The following is a 16431-nucleotide window of genomic DNA, read 5'->3' as shown; positions in this document are numbered from 1 at the left end:
CCTCTCGCAAGTGGTGACCTGTCACGACTGTGGTCCACTGCGGCGGTTGGCCTGGTGCTCCACCGCTCCGGCTCGCTACGCTGCGGGCATGGCTAAGGAACTGAATCCGGACAACGCGCGTTCTGTCGCCCAGGAACTGCTGAACGGACGCCTGGACGCGGTCGACCGGCACGCGGCGAACCTCCAGCGCGAGCAAGAACGGCGCGATGCACTGACGGCTGCACAGAAGGAAACGGCACAGAGCTGGGCCGACCTGCGTGCCCTGTGGAGCGTTGACGAATTGAGGCGGATGGGGTTCAAGGAACCGGCCGTAAAGGCGCCTGGACGTCCGCGCACCAGGACCGCCCCCACCGGCAAGGCGACGCCTCCCCCGCAGCGCAGCGAGGAACCTTCCCTCTCGCCCTCCGGCCCCCAGACAGAGGCCACCGAGCAGACTTCTGGGGTCTAGGTCTCGTGCACATGCGAAGTGCCCCGCCGAGCTCGGCGGGGCACTTCGCATGCGGCATCGGTGAGCGGTTTACATGGCGGCGATTTGGCCGTCCGTCGGCATCGTCGTTGCGCGCGTGGGAAGTCTGGCGGGGAGGGGTTGGGTACCCGGCGGGGGCTTGTACGGCCGTCTGCGGGGCCCGTGTTGGGCGGGGCGCGTACTCCTGCCGTCGTACCTGCGGGAGCGTGAGGAGACCCTCCACCGGCCGTGGCGGGCGGGGATCTGGATGCTGCCGCGAGGGGGCCGGGGCCGTCATGCTGGTCAGCCCCGCCCGCCTCGTCGTATCGAGCGTCCGTCCGCCTGCCCGAGAAACCTGCTAGCGGCCGTGTTCGCTGCCGCTGCTGCGGTGTGAGGGGGAGGTACGTGTGCGCGACTCCAAGGACCTCACCCGTCCGGCGCTGCGCATCGCCGCAGGACCGTGGGCTGCATTCCTGGGCGGGTCCGTGCACGGGCGCCGCTGACGGCGCCCGAACGCGCCTCACGGGTCGGGAGTTTCGGCAATCTCGCGGATGCGGTCCACGACCGCGAGACAATCGCCCACTGCCCGGTGTCCACCCCTCAAGGGCGGCCATGCCCAGTCGCCGAAGTACTCGTTCCATTCGCCGACGTGGACGGCGTAGGCCTCCATGGCGCACCGGTCCCACTGCTGGGCCTCCATCCACGCGGCGGCGGCCGGGTGCTTCTCGTGTGTCGGCTGCTCGATGCCGTCCAGTGGCGGGGCATGCACGCGGTGGTGACGGTCGAGCTCGTACGCCAGAACACCCGTGTCGTAGCTGCGGTTGTAGATGATGACGCGGCGGCCGCGCAGGGCCTCAGTCAGTCGGGGCAGGACCTCCCCGAACCGGGGGGCGTCGTGCACGTCCTGGTCGTGGATGCCGTGCACGGAACTGGCCTCGACGGGGATAGGCACGCCAGGGTGTACGAGAGTGTCGAGCAATACGCGACCGCTTCCGGTGGTGGCCCCGATTTCCACCACCTTGGCGTCACTGTCGAGCCCGGTCGTCTCGGTGTCGATCACCGCGAAACCCTCCGGGTCGGCGAGGACTTCGCGGGCCCACCGGCGGACCGGCCCGAGCTCGTCCCACCGGTTGCGCTCGCCCTGGCGGCGGACCTCCTCGGCGGCCTGCCGCAGGGCCTCGACGCACGGCTGGCAGGTGCGCGGGAATCCGGCCGCGTAGCTGTAGCCGTGCATCTGACTGTGCGGGTCGGCGGCCTGGGCGGCCTCGACCTCGGCGCGGGTGGCGGTCGGGGTCCAGCACTCGGGGCAGTGCCGCAGCAGCATGCGGCGCATGACTTCCTCGGCGCGCGCCCAGCGCTCGCGGCAGGCCCGGCAGGGCTCACCCTGGCACCACGTGTCACGGAACTCGGTGCGACAGTCGGGGCAGGTGTGCGCCCACTGCTGGTAGAGCCGCAACCGGCACTCTCCGCACAGCAGATGGGACGGCATGCCCGGCCAGGCGACGCCTGCCCGGCCGATCGGCGCATCCTGCATGGTGCCGCATTCTCCGCAGGTGCGGCGGGCCTCCCACGCGACCTGCTGCTTGGGGGACAGCGGCCGCATTGGGGCGGCCTCGGCGGGGTCGTACAGCCGCACGCGGGGCACGTAGCGGCTGGTGGTGTAGGCCCGTGGTTGCTGTCCTTCACTGAGTCTCAGGCGGCGGGCTCTCAGCGCGGTCTCGCTGAGCAGATGGGCGGGTGCCTCCCCGGCCCGGTAGCGCGGAATTCCGGTGATGTACTCCCGTGGCTGGGCGGCGGGGGCCGCCTCCTCCTGGCGGGTGGTGGTTTGGCTCATGCCCGGTTAACTCCGTCCGGTGGGCTGTGGCTACGGGCGGTCGGTGCGGCCGAGTTCGGCGGCCGCGTCCAGGGCGGCGCCGGTGAACGTGCGGTGGTCCTCGGGGGTGCCGTCCTCGACGAGCTGACGGTAGTGGCCAAGGGCCTCGTCAGGGTCGCCGCTGTCAAGTGCGGCGGCGGCCTGGTCGGCGTGGAATTGGGCGTTGGGGCTGAGGGTCATGGGGCGGGCTCCGGTGCGGTGTCGGGGGCGGTGCCGGTGATGCGGGCGACGGCGGCGGGCCACTGTCCGTGTCCGGGCGGTGGGGTGCCGGGGCGGCGCTCCTTGGCGGCGTCGAGCAGTGCGGCGACGGTGCCGCCGGTGAGCGCGTGTACGCGCTCCTCAAGCTCCGGCGAGGGGCGGGTGACGTAGCGGCCGTGTACGGCCTGTCGGGTCTGGTCGAGATCGGCGCCGATGGTGTCCCAGCTGACGGTGTGGGCACGGGCCCCGGCAACCGCGAGGAGTTCGAGGTGGTCGGCGAGCTCGCGCAATTGGCGGACCAGGACCAGGGCGGCGCGCGGGGCCTCGTCGGCGAGCTCACCCAGGGGCGCGGCGAGGGCCTCCAGGCGCTCGGTGTACCCGGGCGGCATCACGGACGACGTGGCGGCCATGTGGTGCCGGTGCCAGGCGGTTTGCGCCTCCTGGCCCTGCACGTCGTGCATCACCGTGCCGCCGGGCGGCGGGGCCGGTGTGCCGTGCGGGTCGTAGGGCACATCCGGGCCGCGCCATCCGCACGAGCAGGCGGGCACCAGGGTGGCGGGCTGTTCGGCGGGGCGGTCGGCCTCGGGCCCTTCCCACCGGCCGCCCGGCCCGGCCGCGTCGTCGGTGAACTGTCGCTCGAAAAGGGCCCGGCCCGCCCGGTAGACGGGGATGGTGCCGGCGGACAGACGGCCGTAGAGGGCGGGCTCATGACGGGGCGCCGGGCTGGGCTTGCGGAACATGCTCATGCCTCCTCGTCGGCGGGGCGGGCGGGCACGGCGCCCATGTCGCCGTCGCGCCACTCGAACTCGCCGCTGTCGTGCACGTCGGCCGGGTCGTGGCCTGGCTCGTCGGCGCACTGCTGCCACACGCCGAGCACATCGGCGGTCACCTGGTCGGCACGGTGCGGCAGATACAGCGCGGTGCAGGTGTCCGGCTCCGGGTCGAGCGGCGGCAGGAACACCCCGATGGCGGCGAGGGTGTCGGTGAGCGCGTCGGCGGGGGAGGCAACGGCGGGGTAGTCGACGTGGCCGCGCAGGGCCTTGAACGCGGCGTCGTACTCGGCGTCGCTGAGAACGCGCATGCCGTCGGGCAGGGGCACGGTCGGGTCGGTTGGCACGTCGTTATTCCTTGTCTGCGGGGTTGGCGGGTACGGCGCCGGGGTTGCTGTCGTGCCATCCCACGGTGCCGCTGGTGTGCTGCGATCCCTCGTGGCGGGGCTCGATCACGCAGGCCTGCCACACGCCGAGCGTCCCGGGTCCGTGCTCGCGGGCGTTTGTGGGCAGGAACTGCGCGGTGCACGTGCCGGGCTCGGGGGCGGGCGGCGGCACGAACACCCCGGCGGCCGCGAGGGCGTCGTAAGAGATCTCGTCGGCCTTGTAGCCCCAGACGCTGACCCGGCGGGCGGCGTCGCGTACCGCGTCGTGCACGGCCCGCATCTGCTCGTGCGTCATCACGCGCATGCCCTCGGGCAGGGTCACGGTCGGGTGTGTGGTCACGTCGTCATTCCTTGTCTGTGGGGTGGGCGGGTACGGCGCCCATGTCGGCGTCGTGCCACGCGAATTCGCCGCTGCCGTGCGCGTCGTCCTGGTGGCCGGGCTCGCCCTCGCACTGGTGCCAGACGCCGCACAGGGCGGCGGCCTCGGCGGTGTGCGGGAGGTACAGCGCGGTGCACGTCTCGGGGTCGAGCTTGGGGGGCGGTGAGTCGAACAGGCCCGCCGCCGCGAGGACGGCGAACGCGATGTGCAGGGGGGCCGTCGGCCCGGTGTGGTGCTGGGCGGTGTCTTGGGCGGCGGCTCGAACGCGGCCGAGTTCGGCGTCGGTGAGCACGCGCATGCCCTCGGGCAGGGGCACGGTCGGGTGCGCGGTCATCGCTCGTCCTCGGGTCGGTGGGTGTGGTTCTGGACGTCGGGTGAGGGCGGTACGTGCCTCCCTCCCAGGGTCTGCGCCTGGACGAGGAGATACGCCGTGACGGCGGCGCCGGTGACGGCGGCCAGGGTGCACAGCGAGGCGGCGGCGGGCGAGCCCAGGAAGGCCAGGGCGGCGGAGAGGGCGAGCCCGGCCAGGAAGACGATTGCGCCTCCGGCCGCCCGGCGCCGCTGGCGCGGGGAGAGCAGGGACCACCCGGTGCGGAGCTCTCCGGGCATCTGCCGCAGGCCTTCGCGGATGCGCTGCGGCCGGGACGGGGGTACCGGTTCCGGTGTCGTCACCGGCTGTCCATACCGTCTTCAAGGTCTGCCATGTTCGGGGGCTCCCGGTCGTAGTCGTCCGGGCTGGTGCATGTGCAGATGCCGCCCTCGTAGACAAGTCGCTCGCAGTGGTCGGCATGGTGGGGAGTGCGGGGCAGTTCCGGCGCGCTGGGGGTCGGCAGGCAAACGGGCACAACTGGTGTTCCGGCAAGTTCGCGTCGGATGTCCTTGAACGTGCGGCCTTCCCAGCCCTTGCACATCTCGCAGCCGCGTCCGCCAGGGAGGGTTCCCGGGCAGTCGTACATGTGCATCTCGGGGTCGATGTCCATCTCAGCTCCCTTCGGTTCACTGGCCGTCTCCGCCTCGTCGGACAGCACCACGCCCGGGACGGGCGGCTGTGTGGTCATCGCTCGGTCTCCGGCTTGCGCACGTCGAACTCGGTCCACTCGCGGCCGTGTTCGTCGGTCCTCGTCGTCTCTTCGAACGGGAGGCCTGCGGCGTGCCTCAGGGCCCGGTACAGGTCGGCCTGGTCGGTCTTGCCCCGCCAGGGCGTTCCGATGCTCAGGTCTGTGCCGCTGGTGCGGCCGGGCTCGGCGGCCTGCTCCCGGGGCTCGGGCTCGTGCGCCATCCACCGGGCGAGGGCCTCGGCGTCGGGCAGCACGGTGTGCGCGCGTCCGGCGCGGGCGATGCGGTCGAGCAGCTGCGGCCCGGTGATCCCGCGCCGCTCGGCGGCGGCGGCCAGTCCCGCGCCGATCTGCTCGGGGGTGACGCCGGGCCGGGCGAGCTCGTTGAGTTCGGAGGCGAGACGCTGCCACTCGTTGCGGGCCCGCAGGAGCTCGGCGGGGTCGGCGGAGGGGTCGGGCCCGTCAGGGTCCTTGTCTGTCGGATTGGTTGACATGCCGTCAGGCTGTCAGGTGATCTTGCGGAGTTCAAGCCTGTCAGCAAATCTTGCCAACACCCTGCGGTGTGGCGGTGTTTACCGCTACCGTGCCCTAGTCGGTAAACTCGCGGCACGGTCCGCGCGGACCCGGAATTGCCCGATCGGGTGGGGGATTCCGCAAGCGCCGGATACGGCCGCCGGAGGAGAGGAACACTCGACGCATGGATACCGGATCGCGTCTGTTCGCCTACGTCGGCTTTGGCTTCGCGCTCGGCTTCGGGGGCGGTGCACTGATCGCCTGGGCGGGAGACATCCCGCTGTTGGCGTGCAGCATCGGCGGCGCCTCCCTGGGCGCCCTCGCAGGCCTGGGGCGCGCCTTCCTCACGCGCGGGGAGAGGGCGGCGGCATGAGCGAGGACCGCATCACCCCGGCCGCCGCACCGCAGGGACCGGACCGCGACCGGCCGGGGGTGGCCCTGCTGGCGACCTACGGACCGGCCGGGCTCGGCCTGGCGCTGCTCTGGCTGTTCACGCAGTCCGGCCCGGCGCTCACGTCGGGCCTCGTGGCGGCCTCCGCCGTCTCCTCCGTGCTGGGCCTGGCGGTGGCGCTCCTGCTGGTGGCGGTCCTGCTGCCGCTCGCGGCGGGGACGGTCTTCTTCGTGATCCGCGCGGCCGTCTACACCCCGGTACTGGCCGTGGTGGTTCCCCTGGCGCTGGCCTCCGCCGTCCGGCGCCGCCGGGGAGCGGGCGCATGACGCCGGGCGGTGCGGGCGACGGCCCCGACTACACCCGCGAGGGCACCGTCTTCGCCTACCGGTGGATGCCCCACCGGGAGGCCGCCGACCCGGCGTCGGCGGAGGTCCAAGCCGTCCAGGCCGAGTTGGCGGCCGCCCTTGCTTTCCAGGCCGAGCGCGAGGGTGCCGAGCTCACCGGGGAGCCGGACCTCGACTTTCCCGATCCGGCCACCCTGCCGCCCGCCGTGCGCAGGGGACTGCTGCGCACGCTGCGCCGCCAGGAACGGCGGCCGTGGCGCTGGCCCGGCATGGTCCTGGTCCGCGCCTGGCAGTACTCCCGGCCCCACACCCCCGACCGCCCCGCAGAGGAGTCCCGGTGATCGACACCCCGGCCCGCGGTCGTCGAACTCGGCCCGCTCGCAGGCCTGTCCGCCCACACCAGGGAGAACCCGCCTCATGACCGAGACTCTGGCGCCTGCCCGGCGCCGCCGCCACGCGCGCGTGATCGCGCTCGCCGCCGAGCTGGTCGGCGAGTGCTCCCGCGCGGCCCTGGACGTCTACGGGCCCATCGCTGAGGCCCCGCCAGGGCAGCAACAGGTCCCGGTCTTCCTGGACGCCGTCAAGGGCCTGGCGGAGGATGCGGCGCACCGCTTCGACACGGCGGCCGCCGAGGACGCCGACCGCTGGCCCGGCGAAGTGGCGCGGGAGACCGCCGTCGACGAGGCCAGTTTTCACCGGCGCTGCGCGGCCCTGGAAGCGGAACGCATCGTGCACAACGCCGAGTTCGGCGAGCCCGCCCCGGGCCCGGCGACGCCGGGCACACTCCGGCTGCCGGACACCCCGCAACTCGCTGCCATGGGCCTGGTCGGCGCGGGGGTGGACTTCCTCGACGCCCTCGACCGCGACCCCACCGAAGCCCTGGACCTGGTCCAAGGGCTCACCAACGGGGAGTTCACCTCCGGGCAGATCCTCGACGACGCGCTGTCCACCGCGGTGGTGGGCGCCGTGCTGCTGCTGCGCAACGCTGCCCGCGAGGACGACCCGAGCACCGCGGCCGAGTACTGCCTGAATGCCGCGCGCGCGTTCGTCAGCGTGGTCACGGTGGCGTCCATCGACCTGGACGGAGAGGACGCATGACCGACGCCGCCCCCGGAACGGGGGAGCCCCACGCATGAGCGAGCACCGGCCCGGGGAACTGGGCCCCCTGCTGCCCCTCGACGCCTACCCGATCGGCGCGGCGGGCGGGCTGTGCCTGCTGGGCGCGCTGCTGGCCCGCAAGGCGGGCGCCGGGCAGACGGCCGCCGTCGTGCTCTACGTCGGCGTGGTGCTGCTGCTCGTGCTGCTGCCGCTGCGCATCTGGCAGTACCGCGCGGGCGGCGGACGGGGCCGGTACTGATGAGCGCGCACCTGACCGACCGCACCGCGCACGGCCTGGCTCCGGACGGGGCCGGGCGGGTGCGTACCCCCTCGGGCCGCACCATCTCGGCGGCCGCCGCCCGGCGGGTACATGATGCGACCCCGGCCAACACGGAGCGCGCACGGACCTCGCGCACCGATCTGTTCACCGCCTGGTGCCGCGAGCACGGGCGGATCGGCACGGACCCGGGCACGGTGCCCGACTACGCCGCGCACCTGGCAGATCTGGGCTACCGCGCGGAGACCGTAGAGACGTATGCCGGCGCCCTCGCCGCGAACCTCGCTGTCTCCGGTCACCCCCTCGATGATGAGGACCGCGCCTATATCCGCGCCATCGTCAACTCGCGGGCTGCGGAGGAATCACGGGACGAGAGCGGCGCCGGGGATGTCCTCCAGGCGAGCCCGATCACCCGCGCCGATCTCGCGGCGATGATCGCCACACGCGGCCGCGACGTCGCCGGGATCCGCGACCGGCTCGCGCTCTGCCTGCACTGGTACATGGCCGGACGGGCCAGTGAGCCCGCCTCCCTGAGCATCCGCGACGTGCGCGAGGTCGTCGCCGAGCTCCTCGACGAGAAGACCGGCGAGCTGCTGCGTGTTCCCGCGCTGGAAGTCACGCTGCGGCGCTCCAAGATCAACCCACACGGCCGGTCGGTCGACGTGATCCGGATCCTGTCGCAGCACGACGACACCTGCCCGGTGCGCTGGTACCGGGCCTGGTCGGCGGTTCTCGCGGCCGCAGAGGTCATCTCCGGGCCGCTGCTGCGGCGGGTGCGGAACAACAAGCTCACGACCGCCGGGCGGCCGCCTGGCGACAAGTCGCGCGCGGGTGGCATCGGTGATCGCAAGATCAGGAATCTGATCGCTGAATGCGCGCTCGCGGCCCGCCTGGCCGAGCCCCTTAGCGACGACGAACGCGCGGTGCTCTCGACCAAGGCCGAGCGCGAGGACCTCGCCCAGCTGCCTGACGATGCGGCCGTACGGGAGGCGTTCCGGGCCGAGCGGCGCCACGCGCGGCGCGAGCTGCGCCGACGGCGGCCGCGCCACAGCGGGCACAGCATGCGGCGCGGCTGCGTACGCCACCTGCAACAGCAGGGCACACCCCGGCATTTGATCGAAACGCACTGCCGCTACACCGCGGGGAGCCGGGCCCTGGCCCGCTACCTCGACGAGACGATCCCCTGGGCGGACAACCCGACCCGGCCCCGGCGTCAGGCGGCCGCCGGGGTCTGACTGCTCTTCCGCTTGGGACGGTCCGGCGTTGCCGGACGACAGAGACGGGGCGGGGGTGGTCATGCCCCCAGGATACGAGGGGAGCGAGCGCATGTTCGGGTACGAGGGACGGGCCGTGTACTGCGAGGCCCGGCGGCTGCTGGCCCGCTGGGCGCGACGCTGCCGACGAGGAGCAACCGGAGGCTGAGCGGTTCCGCGCCGGGCGCCAGACACGAGAGAGGGGCCCGCCCCGTAGGGCGGCCCCCCGGGCCGCGTCAGGTGACGTTGAGCCCGCACCCGGTGCACACCAGCACCGCGGCCTCGCCCTGGCCGATCCACTCGCCCGGCGCGAGCTCGGACACGGGGCACTCGGCAGGCAGCGCCGACCACGTGCGGCCGGGCACCACCAGGACGTACCGCCCGGGGGCCACGTAGCCGCCGCCGTGCGACGCGGTGGGAATCGAGTGGTTCCACGTGCACCCTGCGGGGGTTGCGTTCTGAGAGGTGATCGTCATGGCGGGTCCTCCAAGGGGGCCGGTGCGGTCGAGCTGGCGGGCTCTGCCCGATCACGGTTCTCGGGGGCCGTCCAGGATCGCGCTTGCGCGACCGCGTGCGGCGCCGTAGGCGTCCTGGATGGCCCCCGGGGTTCGTGATTGCCTCCGGCGTCAGGTCGTCCGTACCGGCCCCCGGCGACCGGCCCAGCCACCGCGATGAGAGGCCGTCACGGGCTACACCCCCACCCACCGCACCGCCGCCACGTCCTAGAAGAGGGTGAGCTCCACCATCGGCGCTGCCGACTCGGCGCCTGGCTCGGGCAATTCGTCCTGCCAGCCGATCGCGTCGCTGATCGGGACGTGCACCATGCTGCCCTCGCACAGGACCAGGGCTCGCGGCGTGCGCTTGTGGTCGTGGACGGAGACCATGCCGGTTCGCCGCGTGGGCACCCCGGCATAGGTGTCCTTGCACACCGGGCACTTCACTCGCGGGTTCCTCGCCATGCACTCCAGTGTCGCCGGGCGGGCGCGGCCGGGGAAGGGGCCCCATCACCCCTCTTGCCTGCCCCCAGCCTCGTCGACAGCGGGAGGCGTGCGGCGTTCCGCGTCGACGCGGGCAAGGTCGGCCAGCGCGTGCAGGAGGCGTTCCCCGACGGGATTTTGGGCGATTCCCTTCGGGGGGTGGGAATGCCAGAACTGGGCGAGTTGCAGCACGGCCACGCGGGCCATGCCCAAAGCCTCGACGTCACCCCCGCGGACCACCCGTACGAACTCGGCGAGGGTTTCCCGGGGCCCCTCCTTCATGCCGCGCAAGGTTCCCTGCACAGCCGGGACGGCGGCTTGGACTACCTCGTTCTCGGCGGCGGCCAGGGCGGGGCTGCCTGCCGACAGGGCCGCGAGCAACTGGCCGTGGAGCTCCTCGATGCGGGCGTGCGCCTTGCGTACGTCCTCCTCGTACGGCTGGGCGTGCTCTAGTGCCGCCTGGTCCTGGGCGCGCTGCTGCTTGAGCTTGGCCACCTCCTCGCGCAAGCCCGCGTTGTGCTCCGCCAATCGCTCTTTCTCGGCCAGGGCCTTCTTTGCCCGCTCTTCCTCCGTCCGCCGCTTCCGGTTGGCGTCCGTGAGCTGGTCTTCGGCTGCGCGTTGGGCGTCACGGGCGGTCTTCTCTGCGCGAGCGGCTTCGGTGGCCGCCTTCTTGAGCGCCTCGGCCTCCTCGCGGGCGGTGTCGGCGGCTGTGGCCGCCTCGTCGCGCAGTGCTTCGGCGACGGCGGCCCGTTCGGTCGCCTGCTTGGCCTCTGCCGTGGACCGGTCGTGAGCGTCGCGGAGAACAGTGTTCTGTTCGCGCAGGCTGGCGGCCTCGGTATCGAGCTTGTCCCGCTCGGTGCGCAGGCTCTGGTGCCTGCCGGTGAGTTGCGTGTGGGCGGCCTCGACGTCGGCGAGGCGGCGCGCGGTCACCTCGTGCTGTCCGGTGAGCGTGGCGTGTTGGGTGGTGAGCTCCGCGTGGGACGTCCCCAACGCCTCGTGGCGTCCGGTGAGTTCCGTGTGGGCGGCCTCGACGTGGGCGAGGCGGCGTGTGGTCGCCTCGTGCTGCCCGGTGAGCTCCCCGTGGGCGGCCTCCAACGTGCGGTATTGCGCGGCGAGGGCGGTGTGCTGTTGCGTGGCCGCCGTGGCGTCGCGGTCGGCGGCGGCGGCCTCCCGCAGGGCGGCGGCCGCGTCGGCCTGGGCGGCCTGTGTCTCCTGTTCCGCCTCGTGGGTCGCCGTAGCGCTGTGGGCGGCGGCGATGTGGGCGGCGCGGGCCTCGGCTTCGGCGGCCTCGCGCCGCTCGTCGGCGTCCCGGATCTGCTCGGCGGCTCCCCGCTCCACGCGCGCGATGTGGTCGGCCACGGCGTCCGCGTCGGCGGCGGCCTGGGTGCCGTGCGTGACCTCCTGCAGAGCAGCGAGGAGACGGGGCGCGAGTTCGGCGATGACGCCTTGGTTGTGGGCCCGCCGTGAAAGTACCCGGTCTACCGGGTCCGGCTGGGTCCCGGGCTCCTGCTCTCCTCCCGCCTGGTCTGCCTGGTGGGTCTTCTCCTCGGCCGCCTTGCGAGCCCGGTAGGCGATCTGAATGTCGCGGCGGTTGTTGTGCGTTGGGCAGAACTTGGGCGCCGGGCCCCGCTGGCCCGGCTTGCGCGGCTCGGGGGTGTCCGTGCAGTCGGGGAAGTCGCAGTCTCGCCCGCTGATCCCTTCGGCGAACTTCCGCTCTAGCCACTCATTCCCGGCGGCGGCGGTCTCGGTCGGCATCGGCGGTGCCCCTCACGCTCGGTTCTGCGCGCCCGGGGGAGTTCGCGGGCTTGGTCCGCACCCTATCGAACCCACTTCGCAAACTCAATTCAACTCACCTCTGAGTTTTGTTGAAGTTAATTGAGTGATGTTTTTTATGCTCTGGCGTGCATTGATTCGCTGGACGCCGTTTCTAGGTACGATGCATGTTTAAGCCACTGAAGTGCAGCATCGGCATTTGGGGCGCTTAGAAGCGCTTGTGTTGCGTCGCTGTTTGAGGCTGGGCGGGCGCCGGGGTTCGCCTTCCGCGTGGGTTCTCGCTCGGGGGCCGGGCGCCGTTCAGCGCTGGGCCGCCTGCTGGCACAGGCCGGTAATGGCGCTGTCCACCTGGCCGCGCGACATCCTGCACACCGTGCCCATGTCGTACGTCGGGCGCGGTTGAGTACGGGGAAGCCTGCTGCCCATGCGGGGGGCCGTGGTGTGCGGACGGTCCGGTGCCGGCTGCGGCCGCACTCGGCGAGGCTGCGGCGGCGGGGCCTGGCGAGGCGGGGGAGGTGCGGCCGCGCGGGAGTTCTGCGGTTGCCGTGGCGGGCTGGGCGCGTGGTCCGCCGACTCCGGCGGCTTGGGGCCGGTGCGGGCGAGGACATCGCGAATCTGCGGCTCGGGCACCGGCGGCCGCCGTGCTGTGGGTGCGGACGGCGTGTGTTCGGGGGCCGGGGCGGCTGGCCGGTGCGGGCGCGGGGCGTCGACTGTGGTGCACCCGCCGGTGAACACTGCGGCGGCCAGGAGGAGAGCGAACAGACGGGGGCGCATGGGGCCACCCTGCCGGGCCTCGCCGGCGGATCGGGACGGCTCGCGCGGAGTGCACCGGCACGGGTGATGGCTCACTCTGCGCCCTTTGCCCTGCGGCGGGCCAGTTTCTCGGCGCGGGAGCGTGCCAGAGCCGCGGCGTGCGTCGACTGCGGGGAGGACGCGGGCGCGGGGGCGGCTGGGTAAAGCGCCTCACGCTGGGCTGTCTCCGGCTCCTGGGCCCACCGGCGAAGCTGCCACCGTTCGGTGAGCTGGGCTCGCTCGGCCTCGGCCCTCAACAGCGAGGCCCCGCGGTCGGCCTGGGCCCGGCGCTTGCGCTCCAGCCGGGCGGCGATCTCGGCATCGGTGGAGTCATCCCACGCGGTGACGTGGCTGGCCTGCGGCCGCGTGGTACGGGGCGTGTATTGCGGGGCGTTGGGGTGTGCGTTGATCCAGGTCCAGAGCCGGTGGGCGGCCAGGCGGCCGACGTTGCTCGCCTTCCATGTGACCTTGCCCCACTGGTCATGGCGAACGATGTTCGTCGTCAAAAGCTCGATGAGCAGGGCCGGGGTCGCACCGCGTCGCAGGGCCACAGCGATCACATGCAGCAAGTCATCCCACGCCGAGCCCGTCAGTGACCGACTGGCGGCCTCCGGGTCTGGTTGAGTCAAAATCACCTCACCGTGGCCGAGTTGGGCCCTCCAGGAGTGCCACACGCGCCGCCTGACCCCTGCGGCGTCGGCCGTCAGGTCCTGCGGCAGCAAATCGAGCAGGCTTCTTGTAGGTGCCGCCGAAGGCGTCGTTTTGGTGGTTTCCATGCTTTCGAACCAGCTAAGCCCCCTACGGTCCGCAGAAGAAAGACCAGATAGCTGAAACCCCCTCGCGTAAGAGGGGGACGTTTTGCCATCTGCACCAATCCGCGACCTGACGCGCTCCTCGACGGCCTCGCCCGGGGTCGGGGTGGCGACCGCGAAGCAGCGCAGATCCCGGGGGCGGGCCTCGGGGGGCAGGATGCGGCCGCTCTCGCGGATCGTGCCCGCCACGGCGGCGGCTTTGGAGCCTGCCGGGTGCTCCCACCGGGGCAGGCCTGCGAGCTCGCGCACGGTCTCTGTGCGGGCGGGCACCGGGATGCGCTCGACCGGCACGGCCTGGCGGCCTGTCAGGCGCCCGTGTGCGGTGTCCTCGTGGGCGTCGACAGGCTCGGGGAGGGCCCACACGCGCAGGGCACGAGCAAGGTCCTCCGGGAGGTCCTGGGGGATGGCGTCGGCCCGCAGGCATAGCGCGTAGGCGGCGCGGCGGCCGGGCGCAGGCTTCACGACCTGCTCGGCCCATCCCCCCTGGTACAAGCCCTTGAGGTCGGTCCAAAACCGGTCGTCACCGACGCCGTGGGCGAGGGCGTAGCGGCGCGCGAGATCCATGCCCCCGCTGGTCTGGTCCGTCTGGCGCATGCCGATGACCCGACCGTCGTGCGGGTCGACGTCCTGCCGCTGCAGAAAGTCGAGCAGCCGGAAGCGTTCCGGGTCCAGCAGGCCTCGGGCGTGTGCGAGGGCCGCCACACGGAAGTAGACCGGAAGTGGCAGTTCCGGACATCGGATATAGGTGATTTTTCGGGCGGCGGCGGGGTCGACAAGTCGGCGGATAGACACACCGGTTGTAGGCACACGGGTACCGCCACCGCGGGTCTGCGCTACGATGGCGCTAACTCCTCGGTGCTATGAGGACGCACGAAGGCCCCCGCGCGACGGCCTAGGAAACCGGCGCATCGGTGGTCAGAGTGCTGATCTGTGGATCGGGAGTCTCAGCTAAGTGGCGTAGGAACCGAAGAGGCTGAGACCCCCAGTGACTAGCGCTGAACGATCCGGATAGGAAGTCCGGGCCCTCTCAGAGGGAAGAGTTCACGCAGTCCGTGAAATCAACTGGCCTCCTTCAGGGGAGCCGTGTCCCCGAACTGCTGCGCGTGCAAGGTCCTGAGGCCTTCGCGTAGTACCTCGGTTCCGGAAACGCCCATCTTGGCCAACAGGGCCTCATACATCGGGCGTTCCGCGTCGCCGGGCGCGAGCGGAAGACGCGGGTACACGGTCTTCTCGGGGCGGATGTCATCCGTCCTGCCGCGCTGCTGTGCTCCTCGTCGTCCTGCCATGATCGGATCCTAGACCCTTCCGGAGTTCGTGGTTCACGATATTAGGCGTGTCTCCGGAAGTTTCTTGAGATTCCTGGGGCGTTGTGACCGGTATGGGTGATCCGTTTTAGCGGCGGGGTTGCCCGTGGGCTGGCCGCTGTGCCGTCAGGGAGCCTTTACCGGCCACTCGTTGAGCGGGACGGGGGCGAGGCCTCGGGCGTCGCGTACGGCCTCGGCGGTGCCACAGGCCGAGCAGATCGTGAGGTTCCGCGCGGTGGTGGTGCGCGAGCGGGCGGCGCGGTCGCCGATGGGCCCGGTGCAACGGGGGCATGGTGACATGGCGTCAGTCATCCTCTTCGGTGGTGTGCCGGGCGGTGGTCAAAATCTTGGTCCAGGTCGAGCGGGAGGACGGCGCTTCGGCCAGGCGCTCCAGCCGGTTGGTCAGCTGTGAGTTGGTCTCGTCGGGGTGCTCGGCGAGGACCTGGCGGGCGAGGGTGAGCCGGGGGTCTCCGGCGTACATGTACGCCGGGCCGTTGGGCTGGCCGGTGCGGCGGCCGCGCCTGAGAGGGATCTCGTGCCGGCGTTCTGCGTACTGCTGGGCGGCGCCGCGTTTCCAGATGGGGCGCGGTCCGCGGGGGCCGTCCTCCCACCGGGGGGCGGGGAATCCCTCGGGCGGGGTGCTGGACTGGGCGGTCTCGGCCACCCATTTCGTGTGCTTGTGGTTGAGGATGCGGGCGAACTCGGCGGGGCCGATGTCGTCGCCGGGGCTCTGCTCGGGCGCGTGCCACTGGGCCCATTCCTCGGCGTCCCAGTGGAGCGTGCGGCCCTCGCGGTGGGCGGCGGGGTGGCCGTTGGTCTCGCGCTTGGCCCAGAGACGTTCAAGGGTGGGGACGCTGATGGCGTGCTCGTCGGCGAGCTCGCGGCGGGTGAGGAGTCGGCGGCCGTTACGTGTGATCACGGTTGTTCCTCGGTGAGGGGCGGATGCGTGGCGATGTCCGTGCGGATGATGTCGACGACGTCGGCGGCGGTGATGGCTGCGGCCCAATCCCAGTAGTCGGGGTGGCCCTTCTGGTGCCAGACCTCGAGTACGCCCGGGGCGTGCTCGGCGATGTCGACGACCTCGGCCCAGGTGCCGGCGGCGAGCCCGTGGCGGCCGCCGGGGCGCAAGCGCACAAAGTCGCCGAGCTCCGGGGCTCCGGGCTCGTCGGTGTGGGGCGCGCGGTCGTCTAGCATGGGTGGCGTCTCTTTCCGTGAGGGTGGTTCTGCTGCTCTTGCGGTGTGAAGGGAGATCGACGCCCGGCGGCGGTTGCCAATCCAGCTGCCGGGGGTCACTTGGGGCGGGTGCCATGCACCCGCCCCTCTTTCTATTGAACCACTTAATTCGATGCCTTGACGGAACTTCTGGGGTGCTCGGTGAGCTCCTCGACGACCAGCGGCCCGGCCGTGTGGCCGGGCCGCGGTGGCGGGTTGGTCAGTCCTGCTCGGCGTCGGGGCGCTGCTGACGGGGGAAGTGGACCAGGGCGGCGGCCGCGTCCCAGGTGTCGGCGGGTGGCGCGGGGCGCTGGCCGGGGATGGTCGGGATGGCGCGCTGGTTCCACTCGTCGCGGTCGGCGGGGGTGTTGCGGTCCATGGGGTGGCTCCTTGCTGCTCGGTGTGAAGGGGAGGCCTGGCGGTTGCCTCGCCAGGGCCCGGCTGTGGGCCGGGGGTTCTTGGGGTGCGGCGGCGCGGTCGGGGTCCGGTGCCGGCGGTCGCGGTGGGATTCCGGGCCGGGGCTTGGCCCGGCCTGAACTTGCGCACTTGGCGGCACCACGGGCCCGCGCCCGCCGCCGT

Annotated in this window: 26 protein-coding genes; 8 read left to right on the top strand and 18 right to left on the bottom strand. The window is 72.3% G+C overall.

All coding sequences use genetic code 11. The features are described 5' to 3' along the window. The first annotated feature begins 88 nt into the window (after positions 1 to 88). The gene (locus tag ABZ833_RS44090) at positions 89 to 448 is read left to right on the top strand and encodes a hypothetical protein (protein ID WP_361059300.1); all 360 of its coding nucleotides are present in this window, start codon (positions 89 to 91) and stop codon (positions 446 to 448) included. A 404-nt stretch (positions 449 to 852) separates the two neighbouring features. Continuing rightward, positions 853 to 948, top strand: coding sequence for a DUF397 domain-containing protein (locus ABZ833_RS44085; protein ID WP_361059298.1), 96 nt, complete (start codon positions 853 to 855; stop codon positions 946 to 948). Between the two features lie 17 nt (positions 949 to 965). On the opposite strand, the gene ABZ833_RS44080 is transcribed toward ABZ833_RS44085, so the two are convergent. From ABZ833_RS44080 to ABZ833_RS44040, 9 genes are read right to left on the bottom strand one after another with little or no spacing between them, the layout of a single operon-like run. Further along, positions 966 to 2279, bottom strand: coding sequence for a 3'-5' exonuclease (locus ABZ833_RS44080; protein ID WP_361059296.1), 1314 nt, complete (start codon positions 2277 to 2279; stop codon positions 966 to 968). Positions 2280 to 2309: 30 nt separating this feature from the next. After that, entirely contained in the window at positions 2310 to 2498 is a 189-nt protein-coding gene (locus ABZ833_RS44075) for a hypothetical protein (protein WP_361059294.1), read from the bottom strand. Continuing rightward, positions 2495 to 3256, bottom strand: coding sequence for a hypothetical protein (locus tag ABZ833_RS44070; protein ID WP_361059292.1), 762 nt, complete (start codon positions 3254 to 3256; stop codon positions 2495 to 2497). The genes ABZ833_RS44075 and ABZ833_RS44070 overlap by 4 nt, the downstream gene beginning before the upstream one ends. 2 nt (positions 3257 to 3258) lie before the next feature. Then, positions 3259 to 3633 carry a hypothetical protein gene (locus ABZ833_RS44065; protein WP_361059290.1) on the bottom strand — a complete coding sequence of 125 codons (375 nt, stop codon included), beginning with the start codon at positions 3631 to 3633 and terminating at the stop codon, positions 3259 to 3261. A gap of 4 nt (positions 3634 to 3637) precedes the next feature. Beyond that, complete coding sequence (locus ABZ833_RS44060; protein WP_361059288.1) at positions 3638 to 4012, bottom strand: hypothetical protein; 375 nt, start codon at positions 4010 to 4012, stop codon at positions 3638 to 3640. 4 nt (positions 4013 to 4016) lie between these two features. Next, complete coding sequence (locus ABZ833_RS44055) at positions 4017 to 4385, bottom strand: hypothetical protein (RefSeq protein WP_361059286.1); 369 nt, start codon at positions 4383 to 4385, stop codon at positions 4017 to 4019. Next, entirely contained in the window at positions 4382 to 4723 is a 342-nt protein-coding gene (locus ABZ833_RS44050) for a hypothetical protein (RefSeq protein ID WP_361059284.1), read from the bottom strand. Before ABZ833_RS44050 ends, ABZ833_RS44055 begins: the two co-directional genes overlap by 4 nt. Beyond that, positions 4720 to 5109: a hypothetical protein gene (locus ABZ833_RS44045; RefSeq protein WP_361059282.1), complete on the bottom strand. Its 390-nt coding sequence runs from the start codon at positions 5107 to 5109 to the stop codon at positions 4720 to 4722. The genes ABZ833_RS44050 and ABZ833_RS44045 overlap by 4 nt, the downstream gene beginning before the upstream one ends. Continuing rightward, the gene (locus tag ABZ833_RS44040) at positions 5106 to 5600 is read right to left on the bottom strand and encodes a hypothetical protein (RefSeq protein ID WP_361059280.1); all 495 of its coding nucleotides are present in this window, start codon (positions 5598 to 5600) and stop codon (positions 5106 to 5108) included. The genes ABZ833_RS44045 and ABZ833_RS44040 overlap by 4 nt, the downstream gene beginning before the upstream one ends. Positions 5601 to 5803: 203 nt before the next feature. Between ABZ833_RS44040 and ABZ833_RS44035 the strand changes: the two genes are divergently transcribed. From ABZ833_RS44035 to ABZ833_RS44010, 6 genes are all read left to right on the top strand, one after another. Further along, positions 5804 to 5992, top strand: a complete 189-nt coding sequence (locus ABZ833_RS44035) for a hypothetical protein (RefSeq protein ID WP_361059278.1) — start codon at positions 5804 to 5806, stop codon at positions 5990 to 5992. Next, positions 5989 to 6336, top strand: a complete 348-nt coding sequence (locus ABZ833_RS44030) for a hypothetical protein (RefSeq protein WP_361059276.1) — start codon at positions 5989 to 5991, stop codon at positions 6334 to 6336. The genes ABZ833_RS44035 and ABZ833_RS44030 overlap by 4 nt, the downstream gene beginning before the upstream one ends. After that, entirely contained in the window at positions 6333 to 6695 is a 363-nt protein-coding gene (locus ABZ833_RS44025; protein ID WP_361059274.1) for a hypothetical protein, read from the top strand. The genes ABZ833_RS44030 and ABZ833_RS44025 overlap by 4 nt, the downstream gene beginning before the upstream one ends. A gap of 76 nt (positions 6696 to 6771) precedes the next feature. After that, positions 6772 to 7452 carry a hypothetical protein gene (locus ABZ833_RS44020; protein WP_361059272.1) on the top strand — a complete coding sequence of 227 codons (681 nt, stop codon included), beginning with the start codon at positions 6772 to 6774 and terminating at the stop codon, positions 7450 to 7452. A 34-nt stretch (positions 7453 to 7486) separates the two neighbouring features. Further along, the gene (locus ABZ833_RS44015) at positions 7487 to 7711 is read left to right on the top strand and encodes a hypothetical protein (protein WP_361059271.1); all 225 of its coding nucleotides are present in this window, start codon (positions 7487 to 7489) and stop codon (positions 7709 to 7711) included. After that, the gene (locus ABZ833_RS44010; RefSeq protein WP_361059269.1) at positions 7711 to 8964 is read left to right on the top strand and encodes a hypothetical protein; all 1254 of its coding nucleotides are present in this window, start codon (positions 7711 to 7713) and stop codon (positions 8962 to 8964) included. Before ABZ833_RS44015 ends, ABZ833_RS44010 begins: the two co-directional genes overlap by 1 nt. A 254-nt stretch (positions 8965 to 9218) precedes the next feature. Here the strand turns inward: ABZ833_RS44010 and ABZ833_RS44005 are convergent, their stop codons facing one another. The 9 genes from ABZ833_RS44005 to ABZ833_RS43965 form a co-directional block, all read right to left on the bottom strand. Beyond that, positions 9219 to 9458: a hypothetical protein gene (locus tag ABZ833_RS44005; RefSeq protein WP_361059267.1), complete on the bottom strand. Its 240-nt coding sequence runs from the start codon at positions 9456 to 9458 to the stop codon at positions 9219 to 9221. A gap of 246 nt (positions 9459 to 9704) precedes the next feature. Next, positions 9705 to 9941: a hypothetical protein gene (locus ABZ833_RS44000; RefSeq protein WP_361059265.1), complete on the bottom strand. Its 237-nt coding sequence runs from the start codon at positions 9939 to 9941 to the stop codon at positions 9705 to 9707. Positions 9942 to 9986: 45 nt separating this feature from the next. After that, positions 9987 to 11714, bottom strand: a complete 1728-nt coding sequence (locus ABZ833_RS43995; protein WP_361059263.1) for a hypothetical protein — start codon at positions 11712 to 11714, stop codon at positions 9987 to 9989. An 863-nt stretch (positions 11715 to 12577) separates the two neighbouring features. Beyond that, positions 12578 to 14128, bottom strand: coding sequence for a hypothetical protein (locus tag ABZ833_RS43990; protein ID WP_361059261.1), 1551 nt, complete (start codon positions 14126 to 14128; stop codon positions 12578 to 12580). Positions 14129 to 14394: 266 nt separating this feature from the next. Continuing rightward, entirely contained in the window at positions 14395 to 14622 is a 228-nt protein-coding gene (locus ABZ833_RS43985; RefSeq protein ID WP_361059259.1) for a hypothetical protein, read from the bottom strand. Positions 14623 to 14766: 144 nt separating this feature from the next. Continuing rightward, positions 14767 to 14940, bottom strand: a complete 174-nt coding sequence (locus ABZ833_RS43980) for a hypothetical protein (RefSeq protein WP_361059257.1) — start codon at positions 14938 to 14940, stop codon at positions 14767 to 14769. 4 nt (positions 14941 to 14944) lie between these two features. Beyond that, on the bottom strand, positions 14945 to 15559 hold the full coding sequence (locus ABZ833_RS43975; RefSeq protein WP_361059255.1) for a hypothetical protein: 615 nt from the start codon (positions 15557 to 15559) through the stop codon (positions 14945 to 14947). After that, positions 15556 to 15834: a DUF6211 family protein gene (locus ABZ833_RS43970; RefSeq protein WP_361059253.1), complete on the bottom strand. Its 279-nt coding sequence runs from the start codon at positions 15832 to 15834 to the stop codon at positions 15556 to 15558. Before ABZ833_RS43970 ends, ABZ833_RS43975 begins: the two co-directional genes overlap by 4 nt. Before the next feature lie 238 nt (positions 15835 to 16072). Next, a complete protein-coding gene (locus ABZ833_RS43965) occupies positions 16073 to 16231 on the bottom strand; it encodes a hypothetical protein (protein WP_361059251.1) in 159 nt (52 codons plus the stop codon). Positions 16232 to 16431 lie beyond the last annotated feature (200 nt).

The organism is Streptomyces sp. NPDC047525 (assembly GCF_040643025.1).
In the GTDB taxonomy this organism is placed as follows: Bacteria; Actinomycetota; Actinomycetes; order Streptomycetales; family Streptomycetaceae; genus Streptomyces; species Streptomyces durmitorensis.
This window is presented reverse-complemented; position numbering and strand designations above follow the sequence as displayed.

Excerpts from the sequence above, each read along its gene's own strand:
- ABZ833_RS44090 (WP_361059300.1), top strand. The coding sequence starts at position 89 with ATGGCTAAGGAACTGAATCCGGACAACGCGCGTTCTGTCGCCCAGGAA.
- ABZ833_RS44080 (WP_361059296.1), bottom strand. The coding sequence starts at position 2,279 with ATGAGCCAAACCACCACCCGCCAGGAGGAGGCGGCCCCCGCCGCCCAG.
- ABZ833_RS44075 (WP_361059294.1), bottom strand. The coding sequence starts at position 2,498 with ATGACCCTCAGCCCCAACGCCCAATTCCACGCCGACCAGGCCGCCGCC.
- ABZ833_RS44070 (WP_361059292.1), bottom strand. The coding sequence starts at position 3,256 with ATGTTCCGCAAGCCCAGCCCGGCGCCCCGTCATGAGCCCGCCCTCTAC.
- ABZ833_RS44055 (WP_361059286.1), bottom strand. The coding sequence starts at position 4,385 with ATGACCGCGCACCCGACCGTGCCCCTGCCCGAGGGCATGCGCGTGCTC.
- ABZ833_RS44045 (WP_361059282.1), bottom strand. The coding sequence starts at position 5,109 with ATGACCACACAGCCGCCCGTCCCGGGCGTGGTGCTGTCCGACGAGGCG.
- ABZ833_RS44040 (WP_361059280.1), bottom strand. The coding sequence starts at position 5,600 with ATGTCAACCAATCCGACAGACAAGGACCCTGACGGGCCCGACCCCTCC.
- ABZ833_RS44035 (WP_361059278.1), top strand. The coding sequence starts at position 5,804 with ATGGATACCGGATCGCGTCTGTTCGCCTACGTCGGCTTTGGCTTCGCG.
- ABZ833_RS44030 (WP_361059276.1), top strand. The coding sequence starts at position 5,989 with ATGAGCGAGGACCGCATCACCCCGGCCGCCGCACCGCAGGGACCGGAC.
- ABZ833_RS44025 (WP_361059274.1), top strand. The coding sequence starts at position 6,333 with ATGACGCCGGGCGGTGCGGGCGACGGCCCCGACTACACCCGCGAGGGC.
- ABZ833_RS44020 (WP_361059272.1), top strand. The coding sequence starts at position 6,772 with ATGACCGAGACTCTGGCGCCTGCCCGGCGCCGCCGCCACGCGCGCGTG.
- ABZ833_RS44015 (WP_361059271.1), top strand. The coding sequence starts at position 7,487 with ATGAGCGAGCACCGGCCCGGGGAACTGGGCCCCCTGCTGCCCCTCGAC.
- ABZ833_RS44010 (WP_361059269.1), top strand. The coding sequence starts at position 7,711 with ATGAGCGCGCACCTGACCGACCGCACCGCGCACGGCCTGGCTCCGGAC.
- ABZ833_RS44005 (WP_361059267.1), bottom strand. The coding sequence starts at position 9,458 with ATGACGATCACCTCTCAGAACGCAACCCCCGCAGGGTGCACGTGGAAC.
- ABZ833_RS44000 (WP_361059265.1), bottom strand. The coding sequence starts at position 9,941 with ATGGCGAGGAACCCGCGAGTGAAGTGCCCGGTGTGCAAGGACACCTAT.
- ABZ833_RS43995 (WP_361059263.1), bottom strand. The coding sequence starts at position 11,714 with ATGCCGACCGAGACCGCCGCCGCCGGGAATGAGTGGCTAGAGCGGAAG.
- ABZ833_RS43985 (WP_361059259.1), bottom strand. The coding sequence starts at position 14,622 with ATGGCAGGACGACGAGGAGCACAGCAGCGCGGCAGGACGGATGACATC.
- ABZ833_RS43980 (WP_361059257.1), bottom strand. The coding sequence starts at position 14,940 with ATGTCACCATGCCCCCGTTGCACCGGGCCCATCGGCGACCGCGCCGCC.
- ABZ833_RS43970 (WP_361059253.1), bottom strand. The coding sequence starts at position 15,834 with ATGCTAGACGACCGCGCGCCCCACACCGACGAGCCCGGAGCCCCGGAG.
- ABZ833_RS43965 (WP_361059251.1), bottom strand. The coding sequence starts at position 16,231 with ATGGACCGCAACACCCCCGCCGACCGCGACGAGTGGAACCAGCGCGCC.